Source organism: Rhodoferax lacus, assembly GCF_003415675.1.
Taxonomy (GTDB): Bacteria; Pseudomonadota; Gammaproteobacteria; order Burkholderiales; family Burkholderiaceae_C; genus Allorhodoferax; species Allorhodoferax lacus.
This window is the reverse complement of the sequence record NZ_QFZK01000012.1, coordinates 93,968-114,418: the sequence shown is the minus strand read 5'-3', so window position 1 is coordinate 114,418 and position 20,451 is coordinate 93,968. Positions and strand designations below refer to the sequence as shown.

General features: G+C 63.4%; 18 protein-coding genes. 11 read left to right on the top strand and 7 right to left on the bottom strand.

All coding sequences use genetic code 11. The annotated features are described in order from the left end of the window. The first annotated feature begins 14 nt into the window (after positions 1 to 14). The 6 genes from DIC66_RS16740 to DIC66_RS16715 all read left to right on the top strand — a co-directional run bounded on the left by DIC66_RS16740 (position 15) and on the right by DIC66_RS16715 (position 5,841). A complete protein-coding gene (locus DIC66_RS16740) occupies positions 15 to 209 on the top strand; it encodes a type II toxin-antitoxin system RelE/ParE family toxin (protein WP_420820500.1) in 195 nt (64 codons plus the stop codon). Between the two features lie 16 nt (positions 210 to 225). Beyond that, positions 226 to 540 carry a HigA family addiction module antitoxin gene (locus DIC66_RS16735; RefSeq protein WP_117179233.1) on the top strand — a complete coding sequence of 105 codons (315 nt, stop codon included), beginning with the start codon at positions 226 to 228 and terminating at the stop codon, positions 538 to 540. Between the two features lie 503 nt (positions 541 to 1,043). After that, positions 1,044 to 1,664 (top strand): PEP-CTERM sorting domain-containing protein, encoded by a 621-nt coding sequence (locus tag DIC66_RS16730; RefSeq protein ID WP_117179232.1) that lies wholly within the window; start codon positions 1,044 to 1,046, stop codon positions 1,662 to 1,664. 30 nt (positions 1,665 to 1,694) lie between these two features. Then, entirely contained in the window at positions 1,695 to 3,938 is a 2,244-nt protein-coding gene (locus DIC66_RS16725) for a CehA/McbA family metallohydrolase domain-containing protein (protein WP_117179231.1), read from the top strand. 83 nt (positions 3,939 to 4,021) lie between these two features. Next, positions 4,022 to 4,888: a peptidyl-prolyl cis-trans isomerase gene (locus tag DIC66_RS16720; protein ID WP_117179230.1), complete on the top strand. Its 867-nt coding sequence runs from the start codon at positions 4,022 to 4,024 to the stop codon at positions 4,886 to 4,888. Beyond that, a complete protein-coding gene (locus DIC66_RS16715; RefSeq protein ID WP_117179229.1) occupies positions 4,885 to 5,841 on the top strand; it encodes a HupE/UreJ family protein in 957 nt (318 codons plus the stop codon). The genes DIC66_RS16720 and DIC66_RS16715 overlap by 4 nt, the downstream gene beginning before the upstream one ends. Positions 5,842 to 5,902: 61 nt before the next feature. On the opposite strand, the gene DIC66_RS16710 is transcribed toward DIC66_RS16715, so the two are convergent. The 3 genes from DIC66_RS16710 to DIC66_RS16700 all read right to left on the bottom strand — a co-directional run bounded on the left by DIC66_RS16710 (position 5,903) and on the right by DIC66_RS16700 (position 9,793). Then, entirely contained in the window at positions 5,903 to 8,488 is a 2,586-nt protein-coding gene (locus tag DIC66_RS16710; RefSeq protein WP_233505969.1) for a fused MFS/spermidine synthase, read from the bottom strand. 28 nt (positions 8,489 to 8,516) lie between these two features. Next, a complete protein-coding gene (locus DIC66_RS16705; RefSeq protein ID WP_117179227.1) occupies positions 8,517 to 8,933 on the bottom strand; it encodes a hypothetical protein in 417 nt (138 codons plus the stop codon). A 200-nt stretch (positions 8,934 to 9,133) separates the two neighbouring features. Beyond that, on the bottom strand, positions 9,134 to 9,793 hold the full coding sequence (locus DIC66_RS16700) for a putative 2OG-Fe(II) oxygenase (protein WP_199534777.1): 660 nt from the start codon (positions 9,791 to 9,793) through the stop codon (positions 9,134 to 9,136). A 200-nt stretch (positions 9,794 to 9,993) separates the two neighbouring features. Between DIC66_RS16700 and DIC66_RS16695 the strand changes: the two genes are divergently transcribed. Further along, positions 9,994 to 11,949, top strand: a complete 1,956-nt coding sequence (locus DIC66_RS16695; RefSeq protein ID WP_117179226.1) for a methyl-accepting chemotaxis protein — start codon at positions 9,994 to 9,996, stop codon at positions 11,947 to 11,949. A gap of 47 nt (positions 11,950 to 11,996) precedes the next feature. Here DIC66_RS16695 and DIC66_RS16690 read toward each other — a convergent pair whose 3' ends face one another. After that, positions 11,997 to 12,905, bottom strand: a complete 909-nt coding sequence (locus DIC66_RS16690; RefSeq protein ID WP_117179225.1) for a LysR family transcriptional regulator — start codon at positions 12,903 to 12,905, stop codon at positions 11,997 to 11,999. 140 nt (positions 12,906 to 13,045) lie between these two features. Here DIC66_RS16690 and gcl point away from each other — a divergent pair, with 140 nt between their 5' ends. From gcl to DIC66_RS16670, 4 genes are all read left to right on the top strand, one after another. Then, a complete protein-coding gene (gene gcl / locus DIC66_RS16685) occupies positions 13,046 to 14,836 on the top strand; it encodes a glyoxylate carboligase (RefSeq protein ID WP_117179224.1) in 1,791 nt (596 codons plus the stop codon). A 24-nt stretch (positions 14,837 to 14,860) separates the two neighbouring features. After that, the gene (gene hyi / locus DIC66_RS16680) at positions 14,861 to 15,643 is read left to right on the top strand and encodes a hydroxypyruvate isomerase (protein WP_117179223.1); all 783 of its coding nucleotides are present in this window, start codon (positions 14,861 to 14,863) and stop codon (positions 15,641 to 15,643) included. Between the two features lie 27 nt (positions 15,644 to 15,670). After that, positions 15,671 to 16,576 carry a 2-hydroxy-3-oxopropionate reductase gene (gene glxR, locus DIC66_RS16675; RefSeq protein WP_117179222.1) on the top strand — a complete coding sequence of 302 codons (906 nt, stop codon included), beginning with the start codon at positions 15,671 to 15,673 and terminating at the stop codon, positions 16,574 to 16,576. Positions 16,577 to 16,642: 66 nt separating this feature from the next. After that, positions 16,643 to 17,452 carry a ParB N-terminal domain-containing protein gene (locus DIC66_RS16670; RefSeq protein ID WP_117179221.1) on the top strand — a complete coding sequence of 270 codons (810 nt, stop codon included), beginning with the start codon at positions 16,643 to 16,645 and terminating at the stop codon, positions 17,450 to 17,452. On the opposite strand, the gene fcl is transcribed toward DIC66_RS16670, so the two are convergent. The 3 genes from fcl to DIC66_RS16655 all read right to left on the bottom strand — a co-directional run bounded on the left by fcl (position 17,449) and on the right by DIC66_RS16655 (position 20,448). Further along, positions 17,449 to 18,381, bottom strand: coding sequence for a GDP-L-fucose synthase (fcl, locus tag DIC66_RS16665; protein ID WP_117179220.1), 933 nt, complete (start codon positions 18,379 to 18,381; stop codon positions 17,449 to 17,451). The genes DIC66_RS16670 and fcl overlap by 4 nt on opposite strands. Before the next feature lie 4 nt (positions 18,382 to 18,385). Further along, positions 18,386 to 19,471 (bottom strand): GDP-mannose 4,6-dehydratase, encoded by a 1,086-nt coding sequence (gmd, locus tag DIC66_RS16660; protein ID WP_117179219.1) that lies wholly within the window; start codon positions 19,469 to 19,471, stop codon positions 18,386 to 18,388. A gap of 80 nt (positions 19,472 to 19,551) precedes the next feature. After that, positions 19,552 to 20,448, bottom strand: a complete 897-nt coding sequence (locus DIC66_RS16655; protein ID WP_147321342.1) for a trypsin-like serine protease — start codon at positions 20,446 to 20,448, stop codon at positions 19,552 to 19,554. Between the last annotated feature and the right edge of the window lie 3 nt (positions 20,449 to 20,451).

Genomic DNA, 20,451 nt, shown 5'->3' with positions numbered 1-20,451 from the left:
CTTTGGGTGAGGGGATTTTACCCGGCCGCAAAATTCGCACAGTTTTTGCGCAAAGCGTTGAAAATATGAACCTGCCTGGCTGGTCCCTGCATCCACTGCAGGGTGATCAAAAAGGACATTGGTCGGTGTCGGTGAATGGCAATTGGCGCATGACCTTCACCTTTGAAGGCCAGGATGCCATCTTGGTGAACTATCAGGACTACCACTGACAAAGCAGAAATGACAATGGTGCGAATGTTCAATCCCCCTCATCCTGGCTTGACGCTGCGGGAGGATGTATTGCCTGCGCTGGGTCTCAATGTCACCCAGGCTGCCGCTCAGTTGGGCGTGTCCCGTGTGGCGCTCTCCCGCATGCTCAATGGCCGGGCTGCTATTTCGCCGGAAATGGCGCTGCGCATCGAGGCCTGGCTGGGCGTTGAGCGCGGCGGTGAGGCCCGCGTGTGGTTGGCAGAGCAAAGCGCCTATGACGTGTGGCAGGCCCAATTGAAATTCAAGGCGCATCCCATGCAGGTGCAACCTGCACCGGCAATAGCAGCGTAGCTAGCGCCACAGGCCCGGCGCGATTCCATCTACTGACCCCGCCGCCCAACTGAACGCATACGGCCTTGTCAACGCAAGAGAGGCACCGTGCCAGTGCTGCACTGCTCCCTCCTGAGGGTGCAACAACATCTGCCAAGCCCTGCAATCCCACGCAGGAGAACTTAGCCTTATGAAGTCCCGTTCGGTCTCAGTTGACTAGTTGCCAGTCGATCGCTACCGGCGCGCGTCACTTCGCCCAAAGCGTGCTCCAACTTGCGGCATGAGGGCCTGCACATGGCCCAACTCTTTCTCAGCAGCGCCACGGCCGCTGGAGATAAAGGCGCAGTCAACCGATGAAATAGACAGCCGAAAGAACGATGCGCAGCCCGGCAGGCGCGTAGCAAGTTGTAACAGTAGCCGCCTAAATTAGCAGATGTGGGAAAGAGATCCCGTCTCAGCGATTCCCAAATGACTACCACCGTAGCCGTGTGTGATGCGCAATTTATAAACATCTGGAGTTACTCATGAAGTTAAAACTGATTTCCATGGCTGCTGCTGCGCTGTTCGCTGCTGCACCCGCGTTTGCATCCACACCGTTCTCGGTCGACTTCGAGAAGACTTGGGCCTACGGCGAGGCCGTGGACAACACCTACGCGGCGGCTGGCGTGTCCTTCACCAACGTTCTGGGCCTCTCCAACGGCGATGGCCTGGGTGGTCTCTTGAACGGCGACTACTATGCCAACGCCCCAAGCCCCTTGGGAACCGCTTCCGTACAGCTCGACGGCGTATTCAACACGACCTCCTTCATGAACGTGGCGGGCGGAGTCGACAACAGCCTGTCATTCTTCTACAGCAGCCCGGAAGCCATCACTGGCGCCATCAAGGCCTACTCCGGTCTCAATGGCACGGGCACGCTGCTGGGTTCGTTTGATATGGCGGCTACCGATGGCGCCTACAGCGTGTGGAACAACGCCACCTTCTCGTTCAGCGGAACGGCCCTGTCGTTTGACCTGACCCAGACTGCCAATGTGGCCGCGCTGGACAACGTCGCCGCGGTTCCAGAACCCGAAATGCTGTCCCTGATGTTCGTCGGCCTGGGCCTGATTGGTGCCGTGGTTCGTCGCAAGCAAAAAGCAACCGCCTGATCCCCCCAACACCGACAAGGAACAATTCAAATGGCTATCCAATTCAACAAACGACAGGTTTCCCTGGCTGTTGCCGCCTTCATCGGAAGCGCCACGCTGCTCGCAGCGCCCCAGGTGCTGGCCGGTACCAAGGTCCCGGGCAAATACGTCGCAGGCGATTTCCACAACCACACGACCTGCTCGGACGGCTCGATCTCGATGCAGAAGCTGGTCAAGAAAGTCACCGACAAGACCGAGACACCCTGGGGTCTCGACTGGTTTGTGCAGGCCGGGCACGGTGGCAACGGCAGCCGCAATTGTTCGCTGGTAGAAGACGCGACGCTCGAAACACCCGCCTATCCGTTTGTGGCAGGCAAAGGCCCGACTACGACCTGGGAAAACAGCATCGGCGCTGCCGCGATCAAGGGCAATGCCAACGGCACCACACCCAACCGCAACATGTGGCGCTGGCAATCCATGCAGGAAGTGCAGTACCAGGTGCTGGAGCACCTGTCTGAACAGAAAAACCTGCCCGTGTTCCTGGGCATGGAGTCCGTGGTCGCCGGTCACGAGCACTCTTCGATGTCCGTCATCACGGGCCAGATGCCTGCTCCCACCGAGACTCCGTCCCCCCTGAATGTCCCTGGATACACCCCGTTGGGCGGCTACGTTGCCGCTGGCAACGCCACAGCGCTGGCCCAATGGTCCTACTGCTTCGACCGCGGCGATACCGATACCAGCCGCGGCAACATCACCGGCTCCACCGTTGGAAACAACTGGAATTGCTCGGTCACCGGTAGCGCGAACGCGGCTGACGCCAGCTGGAACGCCACCGCTCAAAAACTGATGCCTGCCAGTGGTGCCGGAGTGGGTACGCTCGGTCATTTGAAGACCGTTGAAGCCATGAAATGGATGAAGGAAAACCATCCGAACGGCAGCTACTACGTTCCTGCCCACCTGGAGCGTGCCGGCCCGTTCAATCCGGATGGCAACAACGGCTTCAACATTGAACACCTGCGCAACTTCAACAATGCAGCTCCGACGGTCGCGTTCGGCTTTGAGACCCAGCCCGGCCATGGCGCTTCCGCCAACCGCGGGGAGTACCAGGTGAAGCGCAATACCATCGCTGGTGTGGCAACCGATTCGGTCGGCGGCACAACCTATGGCGGCACCGGCATCTATGGCGCGCAGCTTGGCGGCGTGTGGGATGCCTTGCTCGGTGAAGGCCGCAATTTCTGGTTCTTCGCCAGTTCCGACTGGCACAACCGTGGCTCGTTCGGCCCGGATGACCGCCGCTCGACCCAGGACTTCTATCCGGGTGAATACCAGCGCAACTACACCATGGTGCGCAACAACGGTGACAAGCTGCGTCCGCAGAAGATCGTAGATGGCCTGCGCACGGGCAACAACTTCGCTACCAGTGGCCAGCTGATCGATCGCCTGGCGTTCGTGGCCTGCGCATCCTACGCCGGTCTTGGCAAACGCACCGACGCCTCGGTGGAAGCACTGGCAGTGGCTGCGGCCTCCAACAACACCGACATTGACACCAGCGGTTGCGCCACCATGGGCGAGAAGCTGGTTGTGCGTCCCGGTGCAGAAATCGTGGTCTCGGTTGTGGTGCACGATCCCGATGGCGCCAACTACTCGCCCTATACGTTCTCCAACCCGTCGCTCATGCAAGTTGGTATCAATCAGCCTTTGAACATGCCGGTACTCGACCACATTGATCTGATCCGCGGCATGGTTACCGGCTACAAGACGCCCGGAGCGGCCGACTATGCAGGCGAATGGCCACGCAACACCGCCTGGCTTGCTGCCAACGGTACGACTGCCGGTCTGGCTGTCGTTCCTGCCGCGGCAAAGAACATGTCGAGCAGCGTGATCAAGACCTTCAACGGTCAAGGCACCGTGCCGTCATGGACCTCCGTGCAAGCCAACAACCTGTCGCTGCTGAAGATGACTTTCCGGATCCCTGCGGTATCGGCTTCCCAGTATGTGCGTCTGCGTGGCTCCAACCTGCCCGCTTCCGTACCGTTTGAGACCGACGCCAGCGGCAATCCCCTGTCCGATCTGTACACCAATGCCGGCGACCTCACCAAGCTGGCTATTGCGTGCACAACCACAGGCAGCAACCTGACCGGCAACGCGATCGATGGCTGCCCAGCGCACCTGCCAGTGGTCGCTGGCCAGAAGATGGTTGCCTATGACGTGGCTGCCTGGTCCGATCTGTGGTTCTACAGCAACCCGATCTACATCCAGGTGAACGGTTCGACCACGGTCGCAGGCGTTCAGTAACTCCAGCGGGTTTAGGCACCCTGAGCGCCGCGCGATATCGCGCGGCGCTTTTTTCGTTTCTTTTCGCTATCCACCGATATCCCATGTCCACATCGCCACCGATTGCCCCCTCAGCCGCCAGCAGCGCAGCATCCAACACCACAGGCCGACTGAGCGCCTGGTTGCGCGAGCCCCTCCTGCATTTCATTGTGCTGGGCCTTGTGTTGTTCACGGTGGACCATTTCCTGTTCACCCGCGCTGACGATCCCCACACCATCGTCGTGGGGGCAGAGGTTGACCGTGAAGCCCAGCAGGTATTCAAGGCCTCGCGTGGACGTGAAGCCAATGCCGAAGAACTGGCCGCCCTGCGCAAGATCTGGCTGGACAACGAGGTGCTGTACCGCGAAGGCATTGCACTGCAGGTCGACAAGGGTGACACCGGCATCCGCGAGCGCGTGATATTCAAGGCCCTGAGCATTGTTGACGCCAACCTGAAGCGCCCGCCCCTGGACGACAAGGTGTTGCGTGACTGGTTCGAGGGCCACCGCAGCAAATACGACGAACCGGCGCGCTTCGACTTCAAGGAGGCCGTGCTCTCGGAAGACAACTCGGAAGCCGCGGCCCGCGCATTCGCGTTGGCGTTGAATGCGGGTACGCCCGGCGACGCCAAAGCCGGCTTGCGTGTATTCAAGGGCCGTCCAAAGGCCAATCTGCTGCAGAGCTACGGGGAGGAATTTGCCAAAGCGCTGGAACAGGCGCCACCCGGCGAGTGGCGGGCCCAGTCGACCAAGGACGGCTGGCGCGTGATCCAGCTCGATGCACTGTCCCCCGGAAAGCCGGCTGAGTTCGAAGCGCTGCATGGCGTCGTATTGCAGGACTGGACCGACGCGGTCATGGCCGAGCAGCGCAGTGCGGCCGTCAATGCGCTGGCCAAGAAATACACGGTTCAGACAGAGGGTGCGGCGAAATGACACGGCTGCTTCGCACCGTGCTGGCCTTCGTCATCGCAACGCTGGCCCTCGCGGCCGGGGCGCACGAGATGAGCATGGCCGAGATGCAGTTGCATGAAATGGCACCCGGTCAATTCCTGCTGCAATGGGCTGCTGGCGAAAAAGGCGATCCACGGGACTCTTTGAAGCCCGTCTGGCCTGCCGGTTGCGTTGCCACCGACAACGTACTGCGCTGCGGGCCCGATGGCTTGTCTGGAGCCGTCTCGATGGAGGGCGTGGGCAGCAAGTTTTCTGCTGCGCTGCTGAAGGTGTACTGGCAGGATGGCCAGTCGCACGTCTACACCCTCACAGCCGGCCAGCCGACGGTGCATTTGTTTGGCGCAGCAGACGACAAACGCGCCATGGGCGAGATTGCGTTGGCCTACACCGTGCTGGGGTTCGAGCACATCATGAGTGGCATCGATCACCTGCTGTTTGTGGCCAGTCTGTTGTTCCTGGTTGGTTTTCGGCGCCAGTTGGTCTGGACCATCACCGCGTTCACCGTTGCCCACAGCCTGACGCTGGCCAGTGCGGCCCTTGGGTGGCTGACGCTGCGTCCCACACCCGTGGAGGCCTGCATCGCCCTGTCCATCGTTCTGGTGGCGTCGGAGGCGCTGGGGCACCGCAAGACGCTGGCCCGCAAATGGCCGGCCCTGGTCGCCTTTCTGTTCGGCCTGGTGCATGGCATGGGTTTTGCCGGTGCACTCAAGGAAATTGGCCTGCCGGAGAACCATATGCTCGTCGCGCTGCTGACCTTCAATCTGGGCGTGGAAGTGGGCCAGCTGGCGGCCGTTGCCTCGGCATGGTTGTCGCTGCGTCTCCTCAGCAGGGTCTGGCCGGGGCTTGCCCGCTTGCGGTCCGTCGCGCTCTACGGCATCGGTTCACTGGCGGCTTATTGGTCCTTCTTGCGCATGTTTGCACTCTTAGCCAATTGACACCCTGGAAGAGCCGGTCATGGGTGGGCCGCATTGGGCCACCCGCCTGCCCGTAGCGGACTCAGTTCAGTTCGCTCAGCGCCTGTGCCGCTTCTGGCCGCGACGGCTGCAAGCGTTGCAGCTCCTTGAGCAGCACGCTTGCCGCGGGTGCATCGGACTGACCGAGCGCCGTGGCCATCTGCAGCAGCGGGTCATAGGCAGGCCGAAAGTCCGGGCTGATGCGCAATACGGACAACAAGGGATCCTGCACCTGCATCAGCATGCGACGCACATCGCCGGAGGGGCGAATACCGCGGCCGATGTCGATGTAGCGCGTTCGCGCCGCCCAATAGGCGGCCATGCGCTTTTGCATTACGGCGTCCGCATCAGTACCCAGCAGACCGGCCGGCGTAATCACCAGTTCCTGCAGCAGTTCAACCAGCCGGTCGCGCGGCAGGGAGTCGGGTGCGTAGGTGATGCGGGGCGCGCCGTAGGCCACCACCGGACGGTCATCGGTATTGGCACGTGACCCATCGGCAAAGCGCGCAAGGGACTCAGGCCCCGCAATGAAACTGCCGAGCACGGCAAACTCATCGGACAAACCAAACGCGGCCGGCGGCTGCGGCCACCGGGCACTCGCGACGCGCGCATGCACCTGGCTGGCATCGAAACGCCGTGCGTCGGCACGCCCGACCAGGCCTATCGTTGGGGTATCCAGGCTGTTGGTCGCCAGCATGGCCCAGCCACCCGGATACACCGTGACAAAGGATTGCACGATGGCCCGAAGCGTTTGCAGGTCCAGCTGGTGCAAGGGCAACCACTGGCAGAACAGCCCACCCTCGGCCAGACGCTCACGCACGGCCTGGAAATGCTCCACCGTGTACAGCGCGCCCGACCCACTGCGCGCGGGATGGAAATTGTCGGAAACCACCACGTCGTAGTGCGCTTGCGAAGCACGGACAAAGCGTCGCGCATCGGCCACCATTACGTGCAGGCGCGGATGCGGCACGCCGCCGGTCAGCGCACGTGTGAAGGAATCGGACGCGGCAATGACCTCGGGAAGCAACTCCACAACGTCCACCTCCAGCCCGGGCTCCGCGGTGGCAGACGCCGAGGTAACGCCGGTTCCCAAGCCCAGAAACAAAGCGCGTCGGGGGGCAGGGTGCAGCAGCAGCGGCAACAGGGCCTGGCGCGCGTCCGCCAGCAGGCTGTTGCTGCTGCCCTCCTGCTGGCGGTTGTCGATACGCAGCCGCATGGCGCCCTGGGCGTCTTCCACCACGCTGACCGCAGCCATCGCGCCATCCCGGTAACTGACCACATGGCCACCCTCGGGCACATCGACAAAGGCCAGTGATGGTGCCCACACCATGAGCGCCATGGTTGCGACAGCGGGGCCCCACACCAGGGGTGACTTCCAGAAGTCCGGCAGTGCCAAGACCAGGTAGCCAGCGGCCACCATCAACAAGGCGAACTTGGGTCCGATGGCTGGAGCGAGCAACACACCAAACAGCAAGGGGGCGGCCGCGGCACCCAGCGTATTGAACGCCAGCGCACGCCCAAACGGCACACCCGCAGAGCGCGCCTGTGTGGTCAAGTGGCTGAACAGCGCCCCCATCACCAGCGTCGGCAATGCAAATGCGGCCAGCGCCATGGCCGCTTCGGCCGCAATCGCTGCCGCCATGCCGCCCTGCAAGGCCTCGCGCACCCGGGCCTGCAGCTCCTGCACGCCCCACAAGGCGCAGGTCGCCAGCAGACTGCTCGCAGCCAGGGCGCACAGCAGCTGGTTGCGCAGGCGGTCGGGCGCCTGTGTGCCGGCCAGCCAGCGCTGGTACACCGCAGCGCCAATGGCGGTGCCTGCCAGATACACGGCCAACAGCATCGCAAAGGTATAGACCGTGTTTTCTGCCACCTGGCTGAGCACCCGCACCACCAGCACCTCATAACCGATGCCCAGCAGACCGGTCAGGGCCAGCAGCATGACCAGTCGGCCACCATGTCCTGTCGGCACCAACGGTTCGCCACGGTTGCTTCCGTCGAAACGCAAGCCCCAAGCCCCTGCCGCGCAAACCGCGTTGAGTGCTGCGCACAACAGCGTGGTGCGTACCAAGCCCAGCTCCGGCACCAGCCAGAACGCGGCCGCCAGCACGCCCAGCACCGCGCCCACGGTATTGCTCGCATACAGCATCGCAATAGAGTGGCCGTCCGCCCGCAGGTAGCCCACCACGCGCTCCATGGCGGGCAGCGTCGCGCCCATGGCCACGGTGGCCGGCAGCAGCAGCACGAAGGTGCCCATGAACGCCGTGGCCCATTGCCAGGCGGGGTCGGGTTGGGTGCCGGCAAGGGTGACCAGCCAGCCGCCCAAAGGCGCCATCAGCAGCGCCAGGGCGACGCTCCACGCCGCGATGGTCAGCTCGCAGGCCACGTACCAACGCGCCGGCTGCGCACTGCGGGCCACCCGTGGCCCGAGCGCCCACGCACCCAGTGCCAGGCCACCGAAGAAGGCTGCCACCACAGCCAGAACAGCGGCCGTTTCATGGCCGAGCCAGACCGCACATTGCTGCGTCCAGACAATCTGGTAAGCCAGTGATGCGAAGCCCGATGCGCCCATCAAGAGCATGGCCAGGCGCTGTGCGGCGTGCGCCGATCGCCCCGGGGGGAGAAGTTCCAAAGAAGGCTTGAGGGGCATGCTTTTAGCGCTACTCCGAGCGGAAATCTGCGTCGTTGTACCGCGCATGAAACCACTTCAAGGTAACACCCAGCAGCAGCTTGGCCCCCGCTTTCTCCTCGGCTTGGAGTCTGCAATCGAGACTGACCTCTCCGGATTCACCGGTCAACTGCGTTGCGCTGCCCTTGGCGCAGACCAGAGGCGCGCCGTTCAGTTGGGCCGCCAAGGAGCCAGACGTATCGTCATGGCTACCAAGGAAGTCAGCCTTGAAACGCAAGCGCTGCAACGCTCCCGTGGCCACAAACGGGCACTGGAAGTCCATCTGGTCCATACCCACCGGCGTCATTTCACACGCCAGGCTTTGTCCGCCTTCCGGCGTGGCCGTTTCGGCCGCAGCTGCAAGCGTCGCTGAACATAGAACCATCACAGCAACGACCAGTCTGATCACGGGATTCCTCGTATTCGCTCACGCGCGACTATGCGCAATAAGGCAATAGCAAGAGGCCGGGCACGATTGCTGCGCCCCGCTCACCTGCCGGGTTGGCTTGGTCCAGCGCCATCTTTCAAATGGTCGCCATGACGGCCGAGATTAGAAGCTTCGACTAAGTCAGGGTCATTACATGTTTCGCAACGCAACCTGAGCAGAGATCAGCCGCTGAACTGGATGCCGTAACCCCAGGACTCCAGGCGTGTGGGAATGGCGTTGAAGGCCATCGTGATGCGGCGCTTACCCTGGTTGGGCGGGACCGCGTGCATCAGGTAACTGGGAAACAGCACCATGTCGCCGGGCGTCGGTGCCGGGCTGATCCATTTGTCGGAGCTGTAGGGCCCGGGCTGGGTTCCCGCGTGCTCGTTCTTGAACGCGAAGTCGGTGCCACCGGGTGACTTCATAAAGACCGTCTGCGATTGCGGGTGTGTAGGTGTCAGGTAGACCACGCCAGAAATAAAGCTGTTTGCGTGGTTGTGCATGGCCTGACGGCCGCCCTGGTCCAGCAAATTGACCCACATCTCTTTGATGGCCCAGGGCATCTGCTCGCCAAACAGCAAGGCACCGAACTCCGTGAGCTTAGGCGCGATGCGCGCGGCCGCTTCGGTAAACAGGGGGCTGTCGCCAGGGCGCAGCATCTCGGTATGCGAGAGGTTGGGCGAAGAGTTGTTGTCGCGCACGGCCAGCGCGCTGAAATGCGTCGCCAGATCCTGGACGAGGGCCTGTTCCAGCGTCGCAGGTGCGCGCATGAACGGGACGGGGAAGAGACCGATGATTTCATCCATGGCGCGGGTGTAGGTGTAGTGGCTATGGCCGCGCATGCTAGCAGCGCCTGTCGACGCCCTGATGACAATGGATTCCGGCCTCCACACACCAAGCCATCGTGCCCCCGCGCCCGCCTCAAAGCACACGGACTTGTGCCAAGTCAAATTTCCTGCAAGTCCGTGCCCTGTTTTGGCCGCAGCGCCTCATAAAGGGGACTACATTCTCCAAATTCCAATACAGCGCAAGAGAAGACACCATGCCACTGCTGCACCGCCTCAACCTGATGCAAAAATTTCTGATCCTGGGGCTGATCAGCGTCCTGATGGCGTTGTTGCCCACTGCGCTGTACTTCTCACGCAGCCTCTCGGAGGTGCAAGGGGCGCAGAAGGAAGCCAGCGTGGCCACGGCGGTGGTGCTGCTCAACAAGGTGGTGCAGCTCACGCAAACCCACCGGGGCCTGTCGGCCGGTGCGCTCAATGGCAACGAAGCCCTGGCCGCACGCCGCCCCGGCATGCGCGACAAGGTGGTGCAGGCAGCGGCTGCCTTTGACGCCGAAATCAAGACCGCCCATGCGTCACCCAAAGTGCTTCAAGACTGGTCCGATCTGCAGCAGCGCTGGACGGCGCTGGAGAAGGATGTCACGGCCGCGCAAATCAAAAGCGCCGACAGCACCAAGCAGCACACCCAGCTGATCACGGGCCTGCTCACGCTTAACGAAGAAATACTGGCCGAGTTCGGCCTGTCGCTGGACCCGGACCCGGACACCTACTTCCTGATCCAGGCCACCTTGGTCAACCTGCCCTGGCTGACTGAGAACCTGGGCATCATGCGCGCGCAGGGCGCCGGTTTCCTGACCCTGGGTAACCTGCCACCCGAAGGCCGCGCCAGTCTGCAGGGCTTGAACAAGCGCGCGCTGGAACTCAAAAGCGAAATGGCCCGCAACCTGGGGCGCGCCGCTTCGACCAACGCCGACATCCAGTCGCAGCTGACAGGCACGGCCAAGGACAAGGAAGCCCTGGTGGTGCAGGCCCTGGCCCTGGCCGATGCGCAGCTCATCAGCGCTCAGGAAATCACCTACGCGGCGCCCGCCTACTTTGATGCCTTTACCCGCACCATTGACGGCCTGTACGAATTCAACGCCCTGGCCATGCAGAACCTGACGCAATCGCTGCAAGGCCGTGTCACGCACCTGCGCACCAACCAGTTGCTGGTGGCACTTGCCCTGCTGGGCGGCCTGGCCGCGGCGCTGGCGCTCACCATCGCCTTTGCGCGCAGCATCACCGGCCCGGTGCACGAGGCAGTGGCTGTGGCCCAAGCCGTCGCCCAGGGCGACCTGACGGTGGAGGTGCCCGTGCGCGGCAACAACGAACTGGGCCAGCTCATGCAGGCGCTGCTGGCCATGCGTGACCACCTGTCGCAGGTGGTGCAGCAGGTGCGTGGCGGCTCTGAAGGCGTGGCCACGGCCAGCGCCGAGATTGCCTCTGGCAACCACGACCTGTCGGCCCGCACCGAAAGCCAGGCCAGTGCGCTGGAACAAACCGCCGCCTCCATGGAAGAGCTCAGCGCCACCGTCAACCAGAACGCCGACAACGCGCGTCAGGCCAACCAGCTGGCCCTGAATGCCTCCACCGTGGCAGTCAAGGGTGGCGCGGTGGTGGCGCAGGTGGTGAGCACCATGCACGGCATCAACGAAGCCTCCAACAAGATCTCCGACATCATCAGCGTGATTGACGGCATTGCCTTCCAGACCAACATCCTGGCACTCAACGCCGCAGTGGAAGCAGCCCGCGCCGGTGACCAGGGCCGCGGCTTTGCGGTGGTGGCCTCCGAGGTGCGTTCGCTGGCCGGGCGCTCGGCCGAGGCGGCCAAGGAAATCAAGGCGCTCATCAACACCAGCGTGGAGCGCGTGAACCACGGCACCAGCCTGGTGGACCAGGCCGGCAGCACCATGGCCGATGTGGTGGCCAGCATCAAGCGGGTAACCGACATCATGGCCGAGATCAGCGCGGCCAGCACCGAGCAAAGCCTGGGTGTGAGCCAGGTGGGTGAAGCGGTGACGCAGATGGACCAGGCCACCCAGCAGAACGCCGCGCTGGTGGAGCAGATGGCCGCCGCGGCCAGTAGTCTGAAATCACAGGCACAGGAACTGGTGCAAACCGTGGCCGTGTTCCAGCTCGGCAGTGCGGGCGGCAGGAAACTGGCGCTGCGCTAGGCACAGGCCAGCGCGGCACGCAGGTCTTCAGAAGACCACGGAATGCCTTAAAGGGCCTCAGCCCACCAGGTCTCACCCAGCTGGCTTTGCAGCCACTCGATGAAGTGGTTCACCTTGGCCGGCACCAGGCGCGGCGAGGGGTAGACGGCGTGGATTTCCTGCGAGGGCAGCGCCCACTCCGTCAGCACCGGCTGCACCACGCCCGACTGCACCGACTCATGCGCCACATACCAGGGCAGGGCGGCCAGCCCCATGTCGCTGCGCGCGGCCGACAGCAGCGCCGAGAGGTTGTTGGAGCGCAGCGAGCCGCGCACGCTGGTGGGGTGCAGGCGCCCATCCGCGCCGGTGAAGAGCCAGCGTGCATCACCCTGCACCGTGCTGTAGACCAGCGCGTCGTGTTGCGCCAGATCTTCCGGGCTGTTGGGCACACCGCGCTCGGCCAGGTAGTTGGCTGAGCCCACCACCACCCAGGGGTTGATGCCCAGAAAACGCGCACCCAGGGTGGAGTCGGCCAGGCGGCCCATGCGGATGGCCACGTCAATGCCCTGCTCCACCAGGTCTACATAGCGGTCCTCGAAGGTCAGCTCGATCTGCAGCTTGGGGTTTTGCTTCATGAAGCGCATCACCAGCGGAACCAGCACGCGCCGCCCGAAGGCCACCGAGGTGCTGATACGCAAGCCCCCCTGCACCTGCGACTGCAGCAGTGCCGCCACCGACTGCGCCTCCTCGAAGTGGTGGTCGATCAGCTTGCACTTCTCGTAGTACAGCAGGCCGATCTCGGTGGGTGTGACGCCATGGGTGGAGCGATGCAGCAGGCGCGAGCCCAGCTGTGCTTCGAGCTGCGCCACCACCTTGGTGGCAGAGGGCTGGCCTATGCCCAGCTCGGCGGCCGCCTTGCTGAAGGAGCCCAGGTCCACCACACGAATGAAGAGCCTCACGGCATACAGGTTGTCCATGCGGTCAGTAGACCATGCACCCTGTGCGCTCCCCATTCCAATCCGGAATAACCGTAATGCTGCCGCAGGCACTTCCACCCCGGACGCCCCGCACCGACACTGGCCACACCTCAGCAAGCAAACACAACAGGAGACACACAATGGCAAAAATGAAGGCCGCCATGGCCGCCGTGCTGGTCATGGAAAAAGAAGGTATCACCCAAGCCTTTGGCGTGCCCGGTGCCGCCATCAACCCGCTCTACGCCGCCCTGCGCGAGCGCGCCTCCATTGGCCATATCCTGGCCCGCCACGTGGAAGGTGCCTCCCACATGGCCGAGGGTTACACCCGCGCCAAGGCCGGCAACATCGGCGTGTGCATAGGCACCAGCGGGCCCGCGGGCACCGACATGATCACCGGCCTGTACTCGGCCATTGCCGACAGCATCCCGATTCTGTGCATCACCGGCCAGGCACCCCGGGCGCGCCTCTACAAGGAAGACTTCCAAGCCGTGGACATCGAGTCCATCAGCAAGCCGGTGACCAAGTGGAGCGTCACCGTGCGCGAACCTGCCCTGGTGCCACGCAGCTTCCAGCAGGCCTTTCATCTGATGCGCAGCGGCCGCCCCGGCCCGGTGCTGATCGACCTGCCCTTTGATGTGCAGATGGCCGAGATCGAGTTTGATATTGACACCTACGAGCCGCTGCCCGTGTACAAACCCGCCGCCAGCCGCAAGCAGGTGGAAAAGGCGCTGGACATGCTGATGGCGGCCGAGAAGCCTTTGATAGTTGCCGGTGGCGGCATCATCAACGCCGATGCGTCCGATTTGCTGGTGGAGTTTGCCGAGCTCACCGGCGTGCCGGTGATTCCCACCCTGATGGGCTGGGGCAGCATCCCCGACGACCACCCGCTGATGGCCGGTATGGTGGGCCTGCAGACCAGCCACCGCTATGGCAACGCCACCATGCTGGCCAGTGACTTTGTGCTGGGTATTGGCAACCGCTGGGCCAACCGCCACACGGGTTCCACCGAGGTGTACTGCAAGGGCCGCACCTTTGTGCACGTGGACATTGAGCCCACACAGATTGGCCGCGTCTTCAACCCGGACCTGGGTATCGTGAGCGACGCCCGTGCCGCGCTGGAACTCTTCGTGCAGGTGGCGCGCGAACGCATGCATGCCAAGACGCTTAAGAACTTCAGCGAGTGGAGCAAACGCTGCGCCGAGCGCAAGCAACTCATGCACCGCAAGACGCATTACACCGAAACGCCCATCAAGCCCATGCGCGTGTACGAAGAGATGAACAAGGTGATGGCGCGCGACACGATTTATGTGACCACCATTGGCCTCTCGCAGATTGCCGGTGCGCAGTTCCTGAACGTGTTTGGCCCACGCCAGTGGATCAACTGCGGCCAGGCCGGGCCGCTCGGCTGGACCATGCCCGCAGCCCTGGGCGTGGTGGCCGCAGACCCGACACGCAACGTGGTGGCCCTGTCGGGCGACTACGACTTCCAGTTCATGGTGGAAGAGCTGGCGGTGGGCGCGCAGTTCCGCCTGCCCTATGTGCATGTGCTGGTGAACAACAGCTACCTGGGCCTGATACGCCAGAGCCAGCGCGGCTTCGAGATGGACTTTTGCGTGCAACTGGCCTTTGACAACCAGAACGTGGAAGACAGCACCCTGCAGAGCTACGGCGTGGACCACCAAGCGGTGGTGCAGGGCCTGGGCTGCAAGAGCCTGCGCGTGACCGACCCCGAGAAGATCCAGGACGCCCTGGTGCAGGCCCGCGCCATGGCCAACTTGTACCGCGTGCCGGTGGTGGTGGAGGTGATTCTGGAGAAGGTGACCAACATCGCCATGGGCACCGAGATCGACAAGGTCAATGAATTTGAAGACATCGACTGCCGCCACCCCGAGGGCCGCCAAGGCCTGGAGATGGCGGGATTGCTGGAATAAGACACACGCCAACCCAAAGCACCCATGCCCAAATTTTCTGCCAACCTCAGCATGCTCTTTACCGAGCTGCCCTTTCTCGACCGCTTTGCCGCGGCCGCCCGCAACGGCTTTACCGCCGTGGAGTTTTTGTTCCCCTATGCGTTTGAAGCCAAGGACATCCGCCAGCGCCTGGACGACAACGGCCTGCAGCTGGTGCTGCACAACTTGCCTGCCGGCAACTGGGAGGCCGGGGAGCGCGGCATCGCCTGCGACCCGGCACGCACCGGTGAATTCCGCAGCGGCATTGCACAAGCCATTGAATACGCGCAGGCCCTGGGCGTGGGCCAGCTCAATTGCCTGGCGGGCAAGGCGCCGGCCGGGGTGTCCGCAGAGGCGCTGCAGGGCACTTTGGTAGACAACCTGTCCCGCGCGGCCACGGCCTTCAAGGCAGCCGGGCTGCGCCTGCTGATAGAGCCCATCAACACCTTTGACATCCCCGGTTTTTTTCTGAGCCGCACGCAACAGGCGCTGGACATTCTGGACGCAGTGGGTGCCGACAACGCCTATGTGCAATACGACATCTACCACGCCCAGCGCATGGAGGGCGAGCTGGCCGCCACCCTGCAAAAGCACCTGGCGCGCATAGGCCACATCCAGCTGGCCGACAACCCCGGGCGCAATGAGCCGGGCACGGGTGAGATCAACTACGCCTTCCTGTTCGCGCACCTGGACCGCATTGGCTACACCGGCTGGGTGGGCTGCGAATACAAGCCCGCCACCACCACCGAAGCGGGCCTGGGCTGGCGCAACACGCTGCTGGCCGCCTGAGCACTGACCCCACACCAAAGATTCGCCATGACTTCATCTCCCCTCAAAATCGGTTTCATCGGTCTGGGCATCATGGGCGCGCCCATGGCCGGCCATCTCGTGAAGGCCGGCCACGATGTGTTTGTCCACACCCGCGGCAAAGTGCCCGAGGCCATTGCCGAGAGCCGCGCCACCAAGTGCGTGAGCGCGCGCGGCGTGGCCGAGCGCGCCGACATCATCATCCTGATGGTGCCCGACACGCCCAATGTGGAGCAGGCCCTGTTCGCCGCAGACGGTGTTGCCGCAGGCCTGAGCAAAGGCAAGGTGGTGGTGGACATGAGCTCCATCTCGCCGATCGAGACCAAGGTGTTCGCCAAGAAGATCAACGCCCTGGGGTGCGACTACCTGGATGCCCCCGTATCGGGCGGTGAAGTGGGTGCCAAAAATGCCACGCTGTCCATCATGGTGGGCGGCCCGGAGGCCACGTTTGAGCGTGTGAAGCCGGTGTTCGAACTGATGGGCAAGAACATCACGCTGGTGGGTGGCAACGGTGACGGCCAGACTGCCAAGGTGGCCAACCAGATCATCGTGGCCCTCAACATCGAAGCCGTGGCCGAGGCCCTGCTGTTTGCCGCCAAGGCCGGTGCCGACCCGGCCCGCGTGCGCCAGGCCCTGATGGGCGGCTTTGCGTCTTCCAAAATTTTGGAGGTGCATGGCGAGCGCATGGTCAAGCGCACGTTCGATCCCGGCTTTCGCATCGCCCTGCACCAGAAGGACCTCCATTTGGCCCTCAGCAGCGCCCGCGCACTGGGCGTGTCCCTGCCCAACACGGCCACCGCGCAGGAGCTCTTCAACTCTTGTGTGGCCCATGGCGGCGCGGCCTGGGACCACTCGGCCATGGTGCGTGCGCTGGAGCAGCTGGCCAACTTTCAGATCGGGCAGCAGGCGGCGTGAGGCAGTGACGCGCGGCAGTGCGCGGTGGCGCCTACAATCACGCCCTTTGCCTGCACGCTGCCCCTCATGAATATCGTCGTCGACCCAGAACTTAAAGCCTATATCGATCCCCTGACACCTGACGAGCACGAGGCGCTGGAGCGCAGCCTGCTGAGCGAAGGCTGCCGCGACGCCCTGGTGCTGTGGGGTGATGTGCTGGTGGACGGCCACAACCGCTATGGCATCTGCCAGCAGCACGGCATCCCCTTCCAGACCCTGCAAAGCACGCTGTTCAAGAGCATGGACGATGTGCACCTGTGGATGATTGAACAGCACCTGGGACGGCGCAGCGTGTCCGACTTCCAGCGCGGCGTGCTGGCCCTGCGCAGACGCGAGATCCTGGCCGCCCGCAAGCAGCATGCTGCCGCCTTGAAGGACGCAGGCCCTGCATCAACAGCCACCGAAGCGGGTGCGCCGGATGCCACAAGCGCAGCACCCGCCCAGCCCCTGCCAAGCCGCGAAGACCTGGCCCGCTCCGCGCGTCTGAGCAGCAGCCAGGTGGGCATGATCGAGCGCATTCAAAAGCAGGCCGCGCCCGAAGTGGTGGCGGCAGTCAAGTCCGGCACCATCTCCATCAACGCGGCCGCGGCCGTGGCCACCCTGCCCGCGCAGGAGCAGGTGGCTGCAGCCCAGGGCGGACGCGAAGAACTGCAGCAGGCGGCCAAGCGCGTGCGCGAATCCAAGAAGCGTGACAAGGCCGCCAAGGCCGATAGCGAAGAAGTGTCCGAGGACCAGGCCCCCGACAGCGTGCCCGCCCTCAAGGCCCGCATCCAGGTGCTGGAGGCCGAGAACGCGCAGCTGCGTGAGCAGCTCGGCGCCCTGCGCGCCGCAGCCTAGCCCGCCGTCATCAGGTAGTTGGCATAGGTCCGGTCAATGCCCTCACGCAGGGGCACACGGGCCTGCCAGCCCAGCGCACGCAGGCGCTCTACATTGAGCAGCTTGCGGGGCGTGCCATCGGGCTTGCTGGCATCGAACACTATCTCGCCCGCAAAGCCCACCACGTCCATCACGGTCTGGGCCAGCGCGCGGATGGTGACGTCCTGCCCGGTACCCACGTTGAACAGGCCATCGCGTATGTCGGCATGCTCCATCAGGAACACGCAGGCATCGGCCATGTCGTCCACATACAAAAATTCGCGCATGGGCTTGCCAGAGCCCCACACCGGCAGAACGGCGTCGCCACGCAGCTTGGCCTCGTGCGCCTTGCGCAGCAGGGCGGGCAGCACGTGGCTGCTGCCCAGGTCGTAGTTGTCGTTGGGGCCGTACAGGTTGGTGGGCATCACCGACACGTATTGCGTGCCGTACTGCCGGTTGTAGCTCTCGCACAGCTTGATGCCCGCGATCTTGGCTATCGCATAGGGCTCGTTGGTGGGCTCCAGCAGGCCGGTCAGCAGGTAGTCTTCCTGGATGGGCTGCGGGCAGTCGCGCGGGTAGATGCAACTCGACCCCAGAAACAGCAGCCGCTGCACACCGGCCTGCCAGGCCGCGTGAATCAGGTTGGCCTCCATCATCAGGTTCTGGTACAAAAACTCGGCACGCAGCGTGTTGTTGGCCTGTATGCCACCCACCTTGGCCGCGGCCAGAAATAGATAGTCGGGCCGCTCGCGCTCCATATATTCCAGCACCGCAGGCTGGTCCGTCAGGTCCAGCTCGGCGCGCGTGGCGGTCAGCACATTGGTGTAGCCGGCTGTCTGCAGGCGCCGCACAATGGCAGAGCCCACCATGCCCCGGTGTCCGGCCACATATATTTTGGCTTGCCTGTTCATGCTGCTACTCGTGGTGGTTGAAGGTCTTGAAGCCGTGGCGCTTGATCAGCTCATCACGCTCTGCCGACTTCAGGTCCTCGCGCATCATCTCGCTCACCATCTCCTGCACGGTAATCTTGGGCGTCCAGCCCAGCTTGTCACGCGCCTTGCTGGCGTCGCCCAGCAGGGTCTCCACCTCGGTGGGGCGGAAGTAGCGCGGGTCCACCGACACAATGCAGCGGCCGCGGGCATCAAAGCCTTTTTCATCTACGCCCGTGCCTTCCCAGCGGATGGCCATGCCAATTTCCTGCGCAGCCGTGTTCACAAAATCGCGCACGGTAAATTGCACGCCGGTGGCAATCACGAAGTCATCGGGGGTGTCCTGCTGCAGCATCAGCCACTGCATTTCCACATAGTCCTTGGCGTGGCCCCAGTCGCGCTTGGCATCCAGGTTGCCCAGGTACAGACAGTCTTGCAGCTCCAGCTTGATGCGTGCCAGCGCACGGGTGATCTTGCGCGTGACAAAGGTCTCGCCGCGCACCGGGCTCTCGTGGTTGAACAGAATGCCGTTGCAGGCATACATGCCATAGGCCTCGCGGTAGTTCACCGTGATCCAGTAGGCATACAGCTTGGCCACCGCGTAGGGCGAACGGGGGTAGAACGGTGTGGTCTCGCGCTGCGGCACTTCCTGCACCAGGCCATACAGCTCGGAGGTGGAGGCCTGGTAAAAGCGCGTCTTCTTTTCCAGCTTCAGGATGCGGATGGCCTCCAGAATACGCAGGGCACCCAGCGCATCGCAGTTGGCCGTGTACTCGGGTTCTTCAAACGACACAGCCACATGCGACTGTGCCGCCAGGTTGTATATCTCATCGGGTTGTACCTGCTGGATGATGCGTGTCAGGCTGCTCGAATCCGTCATGTCCCCGTAGTGCAGCACCAGGCGGCGCCCGTTTTCGTGCGGGTCCTGGTAGAGGTGGTCAATGCGGTCGGTGTTGAACGACGACGAGCGCCGTTTGATGCCATGCACCTCGTAGCCCTTGCTGATTAAAAGTTCGGCCAGGTAAGAGCCATCCTGGCCCGTGACGCCAGTAATGAGAGCAATCTTCTTCATGTAATTCTTTAAGTAACAGGGTGCCGTAACCAACGCGCACGGCACCAAGGCTTGCACTCTAGTGGCCGACTGTGTCGTTGCTATGAAACCCGGGCGGATTTCCTGCGGTGTACCGCGCCACCCAGAACGGCCAGGCCCAGCAGCAGCAGGTTGGCGCTCTCGGGTTCCGGCACGGGCGCGGTGATCACGCTGTTGATCCACGGCGAATAGCCCGCCAACACCACACCGCCACCGCCCGTGCCATAGGTGCCCGGGGTGGTGGAGCGTCCGGCAAAGGTGGCCTCAAAGGTATTGATGCCGGCCAACTGCCACTGACCGTTCACGCTGACAAAGGCAGCACTGCCCGAATCGCCATTGACCAAAGAGGCTTCGCGGTTCGCGCCAAGCGTGCCGCCACCCATGACATTGGTGGATTGGTTGGGGCCGTCAAAGTCAAAGATATACGTCTTGTTGGTGCCCGCTGCATTGGTGTAGAGCACATCGGCAATGTTCTCGCCCGTGGTCTTGGCCGTGGTGCTGCCCGCGTAGCTCACGAAGTTCAGGTCTGCGCCCTGCAGGTTGCCGCTGTACAGGTTGTAGAAAGGAATGTTGCTGCCCACCGCGCCACTCAGCCGGATGATGGCCAGGTCATTGTGGTTGGTGGGGTCACCCGCCACATTGCCTGCCGTGTTGCCGGTATAGCTGGGGTTGATATAGATGTCGCTGGCGGCCACCGTGTAGCTGCTGCCCGCATTGAGCTGAAAGCTCACACTGCCAGCCGCCGCACCGGCCACAACGTGGGCCGCTGTGAGCACATAGCCGGGTGCGATCAGCGTGCCAGTAAACAGGCCACCGCCCACGCTCAGGCTGCCCACACCCGCCCAGGGGGAGGTGACGCTGTTGTCTGCAACGCCCGCACCGCCCACCAGGGCCGATGCAGACAGGGGTGCCAGGCAGAGCACTGCCAGCACGACAGGAATCAGTCTCTTGTTCAGCATGGC